Here is a 15568-nt window from a genome sequence, read left to right as displayed (position 1 = left end):
AAAATTTTATAATTTTTCTGTTAAATAAACAATAATATTATTTTTATATTTGTTAAATACCAGACTATTTTATAGTCAAAATTGTTTAAAAAAATTTTATATAGTATATGGAACATAACATTTTAAATTGTATTTAAAGATTAAACGAATTAATTTTATACTATAAAAAATATCCATTTTATTAGTATAAAGTATACTAGATATAATCTAGTATCATTAAAAAAAGTGTTAAATAAAAAAATTGTTCTGTTTATATAGTTAATTAAATAAATTATTTCTTAAAAAGAATATTTTATATATAAAATTATATGTTTATATATATAAAAAAATAATTAGTTATAAATGTATTAAAATTAATAAAAGGTATATATATATAAATATATAGTATGATTGATACTTTTCTTTTTTATGATTATGAAACTTTTGGATTAAATCCAGCATTAGATAAACCAGCTCAATTTGCATCTGTTCGTACTAATTTAAATTTTAAAACAATAGAAGATCCTTCAGTATTTTATTGTTACCCTCCGAAAGATTATCTTCCTGATCCAAAATCAATATTAATCACTGGTATTACTCCTGAATATACTATTAAACATGGATTTAATGAATCTTTATTTTCAAAAAAAATTTATAGTATTTTAAATAAAACAAGGTCTTGTATTGTTGGTTTTAATAATGTTAAATTTGATGATGAATTTACCAGAAATATTTTTTATAGAAATTTGTTAGATATATATAGTTGGCAATGGAAAAATGGTAACTCAAGATTAGACGTAATTAAAATAATTAGAGCTTGTTATGTTTTTCGTCCAAATGAAATAAGTTGGCCTAAGAAAAAAGATGGTTCGATTAGTTTTAAATTAGAAGATTTAGCTAAAGTAAATGGTATAAATCATTATCGTTCTCATGATGCACTATCTGATGTTTATGCAACAATTAGTTTGTTAAAATTAGTAAAATATAAATATCCAAAAATGTTAAATTTTTTTTTCAAAATAAGAAAAAAAAACGGTTTATTAGATGTTATAAAAAAAAGTAGAAGTAAGTTGTTTATTTATACATCTTCTTTTTTTGGATTTAAACAATATTATTGTATTTGTTTTTTTCCTATAGTAATAGATCCGAATAATAAAAATTTACTAATATATATAAATGTAGGAGGAGAAGACGTAGAAAAAAATTTTATAAAAAATAGATTTAGTTTAATAAAAAATAATAATGTAGAATATTTTTTTTCATTTGGATTTAGTTACTTATATATGAATAGATGCGAAATTATAGCTCCAATAACAATTTTACAAAAAAATGATTTTTTTAGATTAAATTTAAATAAAAAAACAATTTTAAATAATAGAAAATGGATTAAAAAAAATTATTTTCTTTTAAAAGAAGCAGCTCTTTTATTCTTGAGTAAGTGTTCTTTTCAGATTAATAAAGATGAAAAAAATGTTGATTTATTAATGTATCGTTCTTTTTTAAGTAACAGTGATAAACTTATTTTAGAAAGAGTTCATGTATTACCTAAAAAAAATTGGAACGTATTGAAATTTAAAGATAATAGAATGAATAAAGTATTTTATAGATATCGTGCTCGAAATTATTTTTATCTTTTAAATAGAAAAGAAAAAGAAAAATGGATTTATTATTGCAGTTCAATTATTAATCAAAAAAAACTTTATGAATATATTGTTAGAGTAAAATATTTACTCAAAAAATACAGCTATGATATAAAAAAAATAAATTTGTTAAAAAATATGTTGTTGTATGCAAAAAAAATTTATATAGAACATCGTTTAAATTTGTTTTTTATAAAGTAGACATATTAAATATATAAGTAAAATTTTAACGTTTGTTTGATAATCTTTAATAGTTTTGTTTAAATGTAGATAATTTTTTTTAGAAATAACAATGTTGAGTACATTATTTTTTAAATAAAAAGATATTCATAAATTTTACAATTTTTTTTTGATCTTGAGGATCAAACATATTTAGTTGTTTTTCATTAATTATTATAGTTTGATAATCTATCCATTTTAACCATGCTTTTTTAGAAATTTGTTTATAAATTTTTTTTCCTAATTTTCCAGGATATGGAATTTTATCCATTCCTTCTAAATTTTTTTTATAAAAATTGCAGAATACTATACGTTTCATATTTGTTTTATATACTGTAGGTTGTTTACAACATTAAATAAGAATATTTGTGCAAAATTTTTAGAACTAAACTTGGAATTCCAACTTTTTGGTTATTTAATACGTTGAACCAAATCGTATCTTTTTCAGATTTAACATGTTTATTTGTTTTTATAATTAAGAATATAGGGTTAATTGTAAATTTATATTGAGTAATATATAGCGTAATAGATTGTAATTGTTTTATTTTCACAGGAATTATGTTTTTTTCTTTTATCCAGTTAATTAAATAATTTCTTTTAGTAAATAGTGGAAAGCTAAACAAGTCTTTCCAAAATGAGTCTTTTTTATATTTTTTTAAATAAATATATTCTTTGTAATTAATGATAATACACCAATAATTTTTTAATTGTAAAATTTTATTTCTAATAGAGCACGTTTGAAAAAATTTTTTTTTAAAAAACGTACATGTATGATTAATAGGACAAATTTTACAATTTGGATTTTTTGGATGACAAATTAAAGATCCTAAGTCCATTAGTGCTTGATTAAATTTTCCAGCATTATGTAATGGTAATATAGATTGAATTTTTTTCCATAGAAAATCATCTATTTTTTTATTGTATACATTAAATTTTATTCCATATAATCGTATCAAAATTCTTTTTACATTACTGTCTAATATAGGAAAAAAATAGTTATAGCTAATAGATAATATTGCTCCTGCAGTCGTTCTTCCTATTCCTGGAAGTTTTATAACATGATTAAAAATATCGGGAAATTTCCCGTTATATTGACTAGAAATTATTTTAGATGTTTTATAAATGTTTTTTGCTCTTTTATAATATCCTAATCCGCTCCATTTGTGCAAAATAGCATTTTCTGAAGATGTAGCAATGCTATGAATTGTAGGATATTTTTTTAAAAATTTTGTAAAATATGGAATAACAGTTTTTACTTGAGTTTGCTGTAGCATAATTTCTGATATCCAAATAGAATATGTTGTTTTATTCTTTTGCCATGGTAAATTTTTTCTTCCGTAAATATGAAACCAGTTTAAAATTATTTGTGAAACATTCATTGTGATTTTAACTTGTAATTAAAAATTATAGTAAATAAAATAATTAAAAAAAATGTATTAAATAAAATCTAATTTATTTTTTAGTTTGATTGTGTGTAAAGAAACATTCTTTTATTTAATAGATATATAAATGTACTATTAATACTTTATTATAAATAATTTTATCTAAAAATAAATAGGAAAATAAATATGGATAATAGTTTTTTGTTTACACATAAAGTTACAAACGATAAATGTTTAAAAAAAATCAATAGTTTTGTGTGTAGACGAAGAAAAATAAAAGAACATCATAAAAAAGAAATTGAAAAATATTGGTCTTTAATCGGAATAATGTATACGAAATTTTCTTTTAATTTAAATGATTTTTTTATTAATTCAAATCCTTTAGTAATAGAAATAGGGTTTGGAACAGGTATGTCTTTAGTTGAAACAGCAAAACGAGAGAAAAACAATAATTATTTAGGTATAGAAGTGTATTTTCCGGGAATATTACAATGTGCACGTGCTAGTTATTTTTTAGGGTTAAAAAATTTGCGCATAATATATTATGATGCTACAGAAGTTTTTAAAAATATGATACAAGATTCGTCTATTAAAAGAATTCAAATTTTCTTTCCTGATCCTTGGCCAAAGAATAAGCATAAAAAGAGAAGATTGCTAAATAAACAATTTATTATTTTATTATTTAAAAAATTAAAAAGAGGAGGTAATTTATGTATTTCTACGGATTGTAAAGATTATTCAGACAATGTTATTAAAATATTAAGTAGTGTTAAAAGTTGTTTAAATATAACAATGAAATATAATCTTAATAAGAAACTTTTTTTTTGTCCAACTACTGTATTTGAAAGAAAAAGTAAGTTATTAGGAAAAATTAATTTTTATATTTTATGCAAAAAATTATAAAAAATACATTAGTAGTAAGGACGTGTAATTATGATTTTATCTTTTAATTAAGAAGAAATTATTAAATAGAAAATTATTTATTGATTTATTTAATTTTATTTAATTTAAAAATATTTCTAGTAAATTATTCATAAAATATGTTCCTTTTTTAGTTAGTGTCCAATAGAACGGAGTTTCTAACAAATATCCTTGGTTGATAGCTATTTTTATTTTATTTTTGATTTTTAGACAAGGAACATTAGTTTTTAAAAAAAAACAAATTTTTTTAATAGGTTTTAACAATCTAAATTTATTAATAAAATATTCTATAGGTAAATCTTTTTCTTTAATTTTATATTTTTTCTGTAAATATAATCCTTTCATAAATATAGAAATATTTCTATTTTTTATGGTTCTAATAATATCTCTATTACTTTGAGTTATTTTTCCATGAGCACCACATCCTATACCTATATAATCATTAAAATTCCAGTAGTTTTTGTTGTGCATACATTGAAAACCTGGTTTTGCAAAAGAAGATATTTCATATTGAATATATCCAGCTCTTTCTAGCAATTTTTTTCCTTTTTTAAATATTTTTAAATTAGTGATTTCATTAGGAATATTTTTAGGTTTTTTATAAAAAAAAATGGTATTTGGTTCTATTGTTAATTCATACCATGAAATGTGAGATGGATTTATAAGTATTGTTTTTTTTATATCGTATATAGCATTTTCATAAGATTGTCCTGGTAAGCTATGCATAATATCAATATTAAAGTTGATATTTTGGATATTAGATATTTGATATAAAAAGTTTTTTACTTGAGATTGACTATATTCTCTACCTAAAGATTTTAGTATATTAGTATTAAAGGTTTGAATTCCAATAGAAAATCGATTGATTCCAATTTTTATAAATTGGTTTATTTTTTCTAATTCTACTGTATTAGGATTAGATTCAATAGTAATTTCTGCGGTTTTTGATACTTTTACTTTTTTTTTTACCTTATATATAAGGTATTCTATTATTTCTGGATTGAACAAACTAGGTGTTCCGCCTCCGATAAAGATAGATTTGATTGTTCTATTGTTTGTAATTAACAAATCTCTGTCTAAATCGTTTAATAAATTTTCAATGTATTTTTCTTGAGGGATTTTTGTTTTTATTTGATAAGAATTAAAGTCACAATAATAGCATTTTTTTAAACACCATGGAATATGAATATATAGACTTAAATTAGGTAATTTTTTCATAATTGATATATTAGAATTTTCAATAAGTAAATGTTAATAAAACTTATTATACAAAAATTAAGTATTGATTTGGATACCATTTTAAATGAATTTTTATTTTATATACAAAAAGAATTATTGGATTTAAGTTTTATAAAATTATTTTGATTAGTATTTAAAATTATAAATAAAAAAAATATTTATAATAAAAATTATATTTTATTTATTTTTAGCAATTGATCTTTTATGAAACCAACTTTCTAATATTATTACAGCAGACAAAGAATCTATTTTTTTTATTAATTTTTTTTTTTTATATTTATGTATTAATTGTAATTTAGCTTCTACTGTAGTGAATCGTTCGTCATATAATTCAGTATTTATTGAAAACATTTTGCGTATATATTGAGCAAATTTAATGGTTTTATAAGTAATCTTTTGTTTTTTTCCATTTAAGTTTAATGGTAATCCAACTATTACACATTTTGGATTCCATTCTTTAAAAATTTTATTTAAAGATTTTTGTTCTGGAACGCCATTTTTTGCTTGAATTGGGTTTAATATAGTTGCTGTATTGGTTATTGTTTGTCCAATAGCAACTCCTATTTTTTTTGTTCCAAAGTCGAAAGCCAATGTTATCATTTTTTTATTAAATAGTAGAATGTTTTGGTATTTGTGTAATAACTAAAAATAGTTATATTAAATTTTGTGTATACAATATAAATAATAATAAGCTAAATTTGGCTAATTAATTTGTTTTTTATCAGTAAATAGATAATAAAAATAATTAAACGTGTTTTTAACTAGTTTAATTTTATTAACGTGATATAAACAAAATACATTGTTCATGTTTTTTTTTCTGTTAATTGTAAGTTATTTATGTAAATAGTTTGGTTTAAATTTTATTTTCAATAAACAGAATTTTATTCTATCTTTTAAAGAAGTATTTTTACGAATTTGACTTTAATTAATAACAGTTATCGTGTTATTCTAACAAGAATGTAAAAAATATAAGGACATATTTATATACATAAATAAATACAAATTACAATTAATTTTTTAAAAACCTATATTTTGTATAAAAAATTGTTAATTTTTGTAGTATTACATGAATATTATGTTGTACACAATTTTTTTATAAAAAAACATAATATATGTTTAAGATAATTTATCTATATTCAAAAAAAATTTTATTTTTTTATATAAAAAAATTTATACTGTATTTTTATATAAAGAAATATATTTAATATTTATGTGGATTTTTTATTATTATATAATCTTCAACTTTTATGTTTTCTATTAGAATAGTTATCAAATCGAGACCAATGTCCATTAAAAGTTAACTTTATAGTTCCTATTGGACCATTTCTTTGTTTTCCTATAATTACTTCTGCTATCCCTTTAAGTTCACTATTTTCATGGTATATTTCATCTCTATAGATGAACATTATTAGGTCAGCATCTTGTTCTAAAGAACCAGATTCACGTAGATCTGAATTTACAGGTCGCTTATCTGATCTTTGTTCTAGTGATCTATTTAGTTGAGATAAAGCTATAATAGGAACTTTTAATTCTTTAGCTAAAGATTTAAGTGTTCTAGATATTTCTGCTATTTCTAAATTTCTGTTTTCGCCAAAAGAAGGAACACGCATTAATTGAAGATAATCAACCATTATTAAGCTTAATCCTTTGTTTTCTCGATATATTCTTCTGGCTCTAGATCTTATTTCTGTCGGTGTTAATCCTGTTGAATCATCTATAAACATATTTTTCTTTTTTAAAAGAATATTAATAGTACCTGACAGTCTGGACCAATCTTCATCATCTAGTTGTCCTGTACGTATTTGTGTTTGATCTACTCTAGATAAAGATGCTAGCATTCGCATCATAATTTGTTCTCCTGACATTTCTAAACTAAAAATTAATACGGGTTTGTCATAAATCATAGCCACGTTTTCGCATAAATTCATAGCAAATGTTGTTTTTCCCATGGATGGACGAGCAGCTATTATTATTAAGTCTGATGTTTGGAGTCCAGATGTTTTTTTATTTAAATCTTTATATCCAGTATTAATTCCAGTAACTCCATTATAAGGAGTTTGATACATTTTCTCGATAGTAGAGATAGTAGAATTTAGAATATCTTCAACATTTTTAGGACCAGAGTTTTTTTTCATTTTTTTTTCGGAAATTTTAAAAACGCTAGATTCAGCATAATCTAGTAATTCTTCACTAGTTTTTCCTTTAGGATTATAGCTTTTTTCAATAATTTTATTGGCTGTTAGAATAATTTCTCGGAAAATAGATCTTTCTTTAATTATATCTGCATAAGCAGTAATATTAGAAGTACTGGGAGTATTTTTTGACAATTCAGCCAGATAAGAAAACCTTCCTATAATTTCTAGTTTTCCTTTTTGTTCTAGTGACTCAGATAAAGTAATTAAGTCAATAGGATGTCCTGATTGTAGAAGATATTTCATTTCTTTAAAAATTAATTTATGAGACTGTGTAAAAAAATCGTCAGCTACTATGCGATCTGAAATACTATCCCAATAGTCATTATCAAGCATTAGACCTCCTAAAAGAGATTGTTCAGCTTCTAATGAATGAGGTAGAACTTGTAAATCTTTAGAAAAAGTATTAATTTTTTGGTGAAATAATTTATTACTTTTCATATTTTATATATTTACCAAAATATAGATAAAAACTGAGTAATATAAATTTTAGTTTAAAATTCAATCATAATTTAAAAAATATAGAGTTTAGTTGATTTTTAATTGAATTAAATGTCATTTTGTTATAAATTTACTTATAAAAAATAAAAATGTTAATGTTAAAACTTTATTCTATATTGCTATAAAAAATATAAAATAAAGTTTTATTAAAATGTATAAAAATAATTTTTTTAAAAGATAAATTTTCAACGTATTTAAATTTAAAAAAGTACATGTATAAGAAATTAAAAATATAATTATTTATGGAATGTTTTATATATTTGTACTTTTTTTAATATAATTTAATTATATATGAATAAATTTCATAGCTTTTTCTAATACATTAATGTTAGCATTTTTTTTATAAGATTCTTGCATAAGATATTTTTTCCATTGCTTATATCCTTTTTCTCCTTTAAAAAGTCCAAGCATATGTCGAGTTATTTTATATATTGGAATACCGTTAGTTATTTGTTTGTTTATATATGGAAACATGCTATATAGTAGTTGAACATTGTTTAATTTTTGTTTTTTAGGATACTTGAAAATTTTTTCATCTACTTTTCTTAATAAACTTGGATTTTTATATACTTCTTGTCCAAGCATAACTCCGTCTACTTTTTTTAAATGAGATATTGATTCCTTAATTGTAGTTATTCCTCCGTTAATGACTATGTTTAAATGAGGAAATTCTTGTTTTATTCTATATACAATATTGTATTTTAAAGTAGGAAGAGATCTATTTTTTTTTGGGCTATATATATTTGTAAAAGCGTTTCTAGCATGTATAATAAATGTTTTACAAAGAGTATTTGTAGATATTTTATGTATAAAGTCGCTTAAAAAACTATAATTATCTTTATGATTTATTCCAATTCTAGTTTTTATACTTATAGGAGTTGGAATAGAATTATTTATTGCTTTTACTATTTGAATTACTAGAGTGCTGTGTTGCATTAAAAAAACGCCAAACATACCAGCTTTAGCACTTTTAGAAGGACATCCTATGTTTAAATTAATTTCATGATAACCTTGATTGTACGATATTTTCGCGCATTTAACTAGTTCTACTATATTACTTCCGGCGATTTGGATGGCAATTGGATTGCACAGTTTTTTTTTTAAAATGTTTTTTTTGTTTAAAATATATTTTGTAGTCATCATTTCAGTATATAAAATAGATTTTTTAGTAAGTTTTCGATGAAAATAGTTACAAAATTCATCAGTATAACTTAACATTGGTGCAACGCAAAATCTATTCTGATTATGAAAAATAAAATTTGGATTCATATTATCAATTATAGTATGTGTTCGTACTATAATAATATAGTAATATATCAAAAATATATATATAAATGTCATTTAACTAAATATATTTTCTAAATTTTAATTAGATATTTATTATAATAAACAGTTTATAAAATAAATAATTTAGACTGTATATTTAACTAAATAAAAGTTTTATTAGGAATAATATTTAAATAAATGATCTAAATTTATAGAAATAATACGAATATATATTAAATTTAATTATTGTTAAATTGTTAATAGTATAATAAACAAAATTTACATAGAATTATAGTTATAGAAGTGAATGGTTTTCTACTAATATAAATTTATATAAACTAATAAGGTTTCAGTTATGGCTAGTAGAGGTGTTAATAAAGTTATTATTATTGGTAATTTAGGTCAGGATCCTGACATTAGATATATGTCTAATGGAGGCGCAGTTGCGAATCTAACATTAGCTACTTCAGAAACTTGGAAAGATAAAAATACGTTAGAAATGAGAGAAAAAACAGAATGGCATAGAGTTGTTTTATTTGGAAAATTAGCAGAAGTTGCTGGGGAGTATTTAAAAAAAGGATCTCAAGTTTATATAGAAGGTTCATTGCAAACTAGAAAATGGAAAGATAAAAGTGGAATAGATAGGTATACTACTGAAATTGTTGTGAATATAGGTGGTACTATGCAAATGCTAGGAAATAGACATTCATCTTCTACTTCTCCTAACGTTTCTAATGCTACTTTTGCTAAAAAAAATAGTAAACCAAATAAAGAAAATACAATTGAAAAACATTCAGCAGTAAATAAATCGGCAAAATACATAAATTCTAAAAGTTTAGAAAATGATGAATCTATAGTAGATTTTGATGATGATATTCCGTTTTAAATAATCTCTTAATTGCAAAAAGGATCTATTAATGATAGAGCATTAATAGTGTTTATTACACTAGATATGTTTTTAGTTATTAATATTTATTATTTTAAATATTATTAAATTAGATTTGAGTTTACAGTTAAATATATATTTAATATATTTAATAAAATTTGTTTTATTTATTAAATGAAAATGCTTTAGAATAATTAAAAATAATAGATATATATAAAATATTTTTTTTTAATTTATTTAATAAAAAACACAAACAATTAAATTTATTAAATCTATAAAATATTTAATTAAATTAAAAAAAAAAAACAAAAAAAATCTTGAGATAAATTGAATATAATAGTATATTATTTTAATAGTTTAGAATTTATTTATTTAAATTATAATGTAAATAGACTTTTTTAATTTATATGTTTATTTCGAATATATTTATAACTTTATACGTGGAGGAAAAGTTTATGTTTCTAATAGGAATGTTTTTCATTTAATAATTTTTACTATGTAAAAAAAAGATAAAATAGTATTTTTTTAAAATACTATTTATTTTACAAAAAAGAAACATGAAAATAATTTTTCTTGTTTACTTTAAAGTAAAGTAGTATTCTTTATTTTACATAGTAATTACTTATTTTATATATAATGCATATTTCAAAAGAAGCACAATCATACTTTGTTAGTTTATTATCAAAAAAAAAAAAAAACACACACATTCGTATTTTTATAATTAGTCCAGGAACACAAAATGCGGAATGTGGTATTTCATATTGTGAATTAGATGAAGTTTCTAAAAAAGATATTGTTTTAAATTTTATGAACTTTAATGTCTATGTACGAAAAAGTATATTTTCTTATTTAAAAAATGCTGAAATTGATCTAATAAAAGATAATTGTAATAGTCAAATTACTTTTAGAGCTCCGTTTGCTAAAGGAAGAAAAAAATTAACTGAATTAACATTATTCGAACAAGTAAAATTAATGTTAGATAAGGAAATAAATCCTAATTTGTCTTTACATAATGGATTAGTTACTTTAGTAAAAATTACTGAAAAAAACATAGCTGTTTTGAAGTTTAGTGGAGGATGCAACGGTTGTTCCATGATTAGCACAACACTAAAAGATAACATTGAAAAGTTATTATTACAAAAAAATCCAGAATTAAATGGAGTAATAGATATTACAAATCATAAATATGGATCTCATTCATACATATAAAAAATATTTTTTCGACTGAAAATAAAATTTAATTAAACATTGTTTATTTTATAAATAAAATATGAATTAGTATTATACTATACATACATATATATATAAAGAATTATATTATCTATAGTATAGTTAATGTAATTAGTAATAATATCTTTTATTAAAAATACTTTGTACAAGTAATATATATATAACTTTAAAAAAGTTATTATTTTTAGTAATAATTTTATTCAAGATATAAGTTTAAAATTAATGAAATATAAATACATAGTTATTATATATATATAGTAACGAATTAAAAATTAACAGTTTTATTAATTTTCTTTTTTATCTAATACATATATATGCAATTAGTGTTTAAGATAATTTAAATAGACCATATATATTGGTTTTTTTATTACATTAACATATATTTTTTTAATTTATTAAATTTTATATATCATTTCTTTTAAATTTTAAATAAAAATATAGCGTACTAGTTAATTAATATAATATTGAAATATGTAACAATTATAACGTTGAATATATATGTATTTATTATAATACGAACTAAAATAAAATAGTGTAAATTATTTAAATAAAAATATTATATAAACATATACTCATACAAGTAATTTGAGACTTATAAAGTTAGATTTTCTATTATTTTTAATACAATGTTTTTAATTTAAATATTAAATATATAAATAAAAATATTTATTATTTAAATAGTATTAGTTCTACAATGTTTTATTGTAGTTCATAATATACTTTACGTATAATAAAACTCAATTTTAAAATAGTCTATTTATAATAGTACAGGCAAAGCGTACTATATAAATTCGAATTAATCGGATGGTTAATTTAACATTCTTTGCAAGTCATGTTTTAACAAAAAAGGATTAAATTTATTTGATATGAAATATGTATGGATTAATGAATGTTTACTATTAACTATGAACATAGAGTGAAAACGCGACGAACATTTGCTATTATCTCACATCCAGATGCAGGTAAAACTACTGTTACAGAAAAGATGTTGTTTTTAGGAAAAGTTATACATATGGCTGGAACAGTAAAAGCGAAAGGAAGTAGTAAATATGCAAGATCTGATTGGATGGAAATAGAAAAAAGAAGAGGCATTTCTGTTACTACATCAGTTATGCAATTTTCTTATAAAGATTGCATAATAAATCTTTTAGACACTCCTGGACACGAAGATTTTTCTGAAGATACATACCGTATTTTAACTGCAGTAGATTTTTGTATTATGATAATAGATGCTGCCAAAGGAGTGGAAGAAAGAACAAGAAAGTTAATAGAAGTTACGAGACTAAAAAAAACTCCGATTATAACATTTATCAATAAATTAGATAGATATTGTAAAAATTACATATCTTTATTAGACGAAATCGAATCAGATTTAAATATAAAATGTATTCCTATAAATTGGCCTATAGGTTCCGGAACTAGTTTTTATGGAATTTATAATTTAAAAAATAAAAAAATACATACATATTTAAAAAAAAAAAAAAGTGAACAAAGTCAAAATAATTTAAGTGATTCTATTAAAATTTTTAATTTGTTTTCTTTAAAAAAAATATATGAAAAAAATTATGCTGAAGAAATATATGAAGAATTACAACTAATAGAAAACGTATATGATAAGCATAATTCTGCAGAATTTCTTAAATCTATATCTACCCCCGTATTTTTCGGTACAGCTTTAGGAAATTTTGGAATTGATTATATGTTAGATTATGTTGTAAAGTATGCCCCTAGTCCTAGTTCTAGAAAAACTAATCTTCGAATAGTTAATCCAAAAGAATCTTTTGTAACAGGTTTTGTTTTTAAAATTCAAGCAAATATGGATTTAAGGCATCGTGATCGAATTGCTTTTTTGAGAATCGTGTCTGGAATTTTTCATAAAGGTATGAAGTTAAAAAATATTCGTACAGGAAAGATATTTGTCTTATCAGATGCTGTGTATTTTATAGCAGGAGAAAGGCGAATAGTTAATTCTGCTTATCCAGGGGACGTTATTGGAATACATAATCATGGTACTATAAATATAGGAGATACTTTTACTGAAGGGGAAAATTTTAGTTTTATAGAAATTCCATTATTTGCTCCAGAAATTTTTAAAAAAGTATTGTTAAAAAATCCTTTAAAAAAAAAACAATTAGTTAAAGGATTAATTGAGTTATCTGAAGAAGGTACTATACAAGTTTTTAGAAAAATGGATAGTAATACTATATTTTTAGGTGCTATAGGTTCGTTGCAATTTGAAGTAGTACTTGATCGTCTGAGAATAGAGTATAAAGTTGATATAGCGTATAATGATGTCAATATAGCTGTTATTAGATGGATTAAATGTAAATCTAAAAAGAAATTAAAAGATTTCATTAATAAGTACTCTCAACATTTAGCTTTTGATTTTAAAAAAAATTTAGTCTATATAGCTACTAATGCAGCAAATTTAAAGATTACATCTGATCTGAATAAGGAACATATATCTTTTTCTAGTACAATAAATTTTTGATGTTAAAAAATATTATTTGTTTTAATAAAGATATACATATTATTTATAAAATAAAAAAATGTTTTTTTATAAAAATAATTGATTCGAATTTTAAATACTTATTTATATTTTCTAATTTTTTTTACAAATAAAAAATTTTTATTATTTAAACTAATAATAATCTATGTTGTATATAAGTAAAATTATAGTTTAATTAAATTATTTAAATTTTATAATTAAAATGAATTAAAAACCGAAAATTTGTTGTTTTAAGACATATTAAAGTAGTTTGTATAGTTTATATGTTTTATGTATAAAGTGTAGTAGTTTTTTATAAAGAAGAGTAGATGTAAATTCATTACAATAATATATGTATATATTTGGAGTTATATTTATATGAAACGAGTAATTTTAATAGTACTTGATTCTTTTGGAATTGGATCTACAAAAGATTCATATAAATTCAAAGATAATGGATCAGACACTTTCGGTCATATTGCTGAGTACTGTTTTAGAGGGTTAGCAAATAGTAAGTTAAGAAAAGGACTGTTAAAAATTCCTAATCTAGTTCAATTAGGTATAGTAAAAGCAGCTGAAAAATCAAGAAAAAAACCAGTAATAGGATTAGAGAATAATGGTTTATTAGATTTAATAGGAAGTTATGGTTATGCAGAAGAAATATCTTCTGGTAAAGATACTTCTTCCGGACATTGGGAAATAGCAGGTGCACCTGTTCTCTTTAATTGGGATTATTTCATTGAATATAAAAATAGTTTTCCTCAAAAGTTATTAAAAAAAATTATAGATAAGTGTTTTTTACACGGTTGTTTAGGAAATTGCAGGGCTTCTGGAACGGATATTTTAAGTGTGTTAGGAGAAAAACATATACAAACTAAATATCCTATATTTTATACTTCAGCAGATTCTGTATTTCAAATAGCATGTCATGAAAAAATATTTGGACTAAATAATTTAAATAAATTAGGACAAAATATACGAAAAATACTAGATGAAGAAAACTATAATATTGCTAGAGTAATAACTCGACCTTTTCTTGGAAAGAATAAAAACGATTTTCATAGAACAGGAAACCGACGTGATTTTTCAGTTAAACCTACATCTGTTACTATAATGGAAAAAATTATTAAAGAAAAAAATGGAAGTGTTGTTTCTATAGGAAAAATTTCAGATATATATGCTAATGTTGGAATTTCAAAAAAAATAAAAGCTACTGGAATAGATGACTTATTTAATTGTACTTTAAAAGAAGTTCGAGAACGTAATCAAAGACATTCTATGATTTTTGTGAATTTTGTTGATTTCGATTCTTCTTGGGGTCATAGAAGAGACGTTTCTGGTTATGCTTCAGGATTAGAATTATTCGATTCTAGATTACCTGAAATACTTAAGTTATTACAAAAGGATGACTTATTAATTATAACATCTGATCATGGTTGTGATCCTACATGGTCTGGGACTGATCATACTAGAGAAAATATACCTATACTAATATATAATGTAAGTATTACTCCTAGATATTTAGGTTTTAGAAAAACTTTTTCAGATATAGCTCAAACTATAGCTTCTTATTTTGGGACTACTAGAATGAATTATGGAAAAAATATGCTTTAATTTTATTTATA

General features: G+C 21.7%; 12 protein-coding genes. 6 read left to right on the top strand and 6 right to left on the bottom strand.

Features of this window, described 5'->3' with window-relative positions:
* Nucleotides 1–386: 386 nt before the first annotated feature.
* Nucleotides 387–1820, top strand: coding sequence for an exodeoxyribonuclease I (gene sbcB, locus AB4W63_RS02245; protein WP_367680962.1), 1434 nt, complete (start codon nucleotides 387–389; stop codon nucleotides 1818–1820).
* Between the two features lie 103 nt (nucleotides 1821–1923).
* Here sbcB and AB4W63_RS02240 read toward each other — a convergent pair whose 3' ends face one another.
* Together AB4W63_RS02240 and mutY are read right to left on the bottom strand one after the other, a co-directional pair.
* A complete protein-coding gene (locus AB4W63_RS02240) occupies nucleotides 1924–2157 on the bottom strand; it encodes an oxidative damage protection protein (RefSeq protein WP_367680961.1) in 234 nt (77 codons plus the stop codon).
* A gap of 25 nt (nucleotides 2158–2182) precedes the next feature.
* The gene (mutY, locus tag AB4W63_RS02235; RefSeq protein ID WP_367680960.1) at nucleotides 2183–3217 is read right to left on the bottom strand and encodes an A/G-specific adenine glycosylase; all 1035 of its coding nucleotides are present in this window, start codon (nucleotides 3215–3217) and stop codon (nucleotides 2183–2185) included.
* Between the two features lie 189 nt (nucleotides 3218–3406).
* Here mutY and trmB point away from each other — a divergent pair, with 189 nt between their 5' ends.
* Nucleotides 3407–4123 (top strand): tRNA (guanosine(46)-N7)-methyltransferase TrmB, encoded by a 717-nt coding sequence (trmB, locus tag AB4W63_RS02230; RefSeq protein WP_367680959.1) that lies wholly within the window; start codon nucleotides 3407–3409, stop codon nucleotides 4121–4123.
* A gap of 99 nt (nucleotides 4124–4222) precedes the next feature.
* Here the strand turns inward: trmB and hemW are convergent, their stop codons facing one another.
* The 4 genes from hemW to dusA form a co-directional block, all read right to left on the bottom strand.
* A complete protein-coding gene (gene hemW / locus AB4W63_RS02225) occupies nucleotides 4223–5359 on the bottom strand; it encodes a radical SAM family heme chaperone HemW (protein WP_367680958.1) in 1137 nt (378 codons plus the stop codon).
* A 198-nt stretch (nucleotides 5360–5557) separates the two neighbouring features.
* Nucleotides 5558–5980 carry a Holliday junction resolvase RuvX gene (gene ruvX, locus AB4W63_RS02220; RefSeq protein ID WP_367680957.1) on the bottom strand — a complete coding sequence of 141 codons (423 nt, stop codon included), beginning with the start codon at nucleotides 5978–5980 and terminating at the stop codon, nucleotides 5558–5560.
* A gap of 638 nt (nucleotides 5981–6618) precedes the next feature.
* Nucleotides 6619–8013, bottom strand: coding sequence for a replicative DNA helicase (gene dnaB, locus AB4W63_RS02215; protein ID WP_367680956.1), 1395 nt, complete (start codon nucleotides 8011–8013; stop codon nucleotides 6619–6621).
* A gap of 345 nt (nucleotides 8014–8358) precedes the next feature.
* Nucleotides 8359–9342, bottom strand: coding sequence for a tRNA dihydrouridine(20/20a) synthase DusA (gene dusA / locus AB4W63_RS02210; protein ID WP_367680955.1), 984 nt, complete (start codon nucleotides 9340–9342; stop codon nucleotides 8359–8361).
* A 352-nt stretch (nucleotides 9343–9694) separates the two neighbouring features.
* Here dusA and AB4W63_RS02205 point away from each other — a divergent pair, with 352 nt between their 5' ends.
* The 4 genes from AB4W63_RS02205 (at nucleotide 9695) to AB4W63_RS02190 (ending at nucleotide 15557) form a co-directional block, all read left to right on the top strand.
* Nucleotides 9695–10225 carry a single-stranded DNA-binding protein gene (locus tag AB4W63_RS02205; protein WP_367680954.1) on the top strand — a complete coding sequence of 177 codons (531 nt, stop codon included), beginning with the start codon at nucleotides 9695–9697 and terminating at the stop codon, nucleotides 10223–10225.
* A 633-nt stretch (nucleotides 10226–10858) separates the two neighbouring features.
* Nucleotides 10859–11434: an NfuA family Fe-S biogenesis protein gene (locus tag AB4W63_RS02200; protein WP_367681211.1), complete on the top strand. Its 576-nt coding sequence runs from the start codon at nucleotides 10859–10861 to the stop codon at nucleotides 11432–11434.
* 910 nt (nucleotides 11435–12344) lie between these two features.
* The gene (locus AB4W63_RS02195) at nucleotides 12345–13946 is read left to right on the top strand and encodes a peptide chain release factor 3 (protein WP_367680953.1); all 1602 of its coding nucleotides are present in this window, start codon (nucleotides 12345–12347) and stop codon (nucleotides 13944–13946) included.
* Between the two features lie 375 nt (nucleotides 13947–14321).
* Nucleotides 14322–15557 (top strand): phosphopentomutase, encoded by a 1236-nt coding sequence (locus tag AB4W63_RS02190; protein WP_367680952.1) that lies wholly within the window; start codon nucleotides 14322–14324, stop codon nucleotides 15555–15557.
* Nucleotides 15558–15568 lie beyond the last annotated feature (11 nt).

It is taken from the genome of Buchnera aphidicola (Anoecia corni) (assembly GCF_964056675.1).
In the GTDB taxonomy this organism is placed as follows: domain Bacteria; phylum Pseudomonadota; class Gammaproteobacteria; order Enterobacterales; family Enterobacteriaceae; genus Buchnera_E; species Buchnera_E aphidicola_B.
This window is presented reverse-complemented; position numbering and strand designations above follow the sequence as displayed.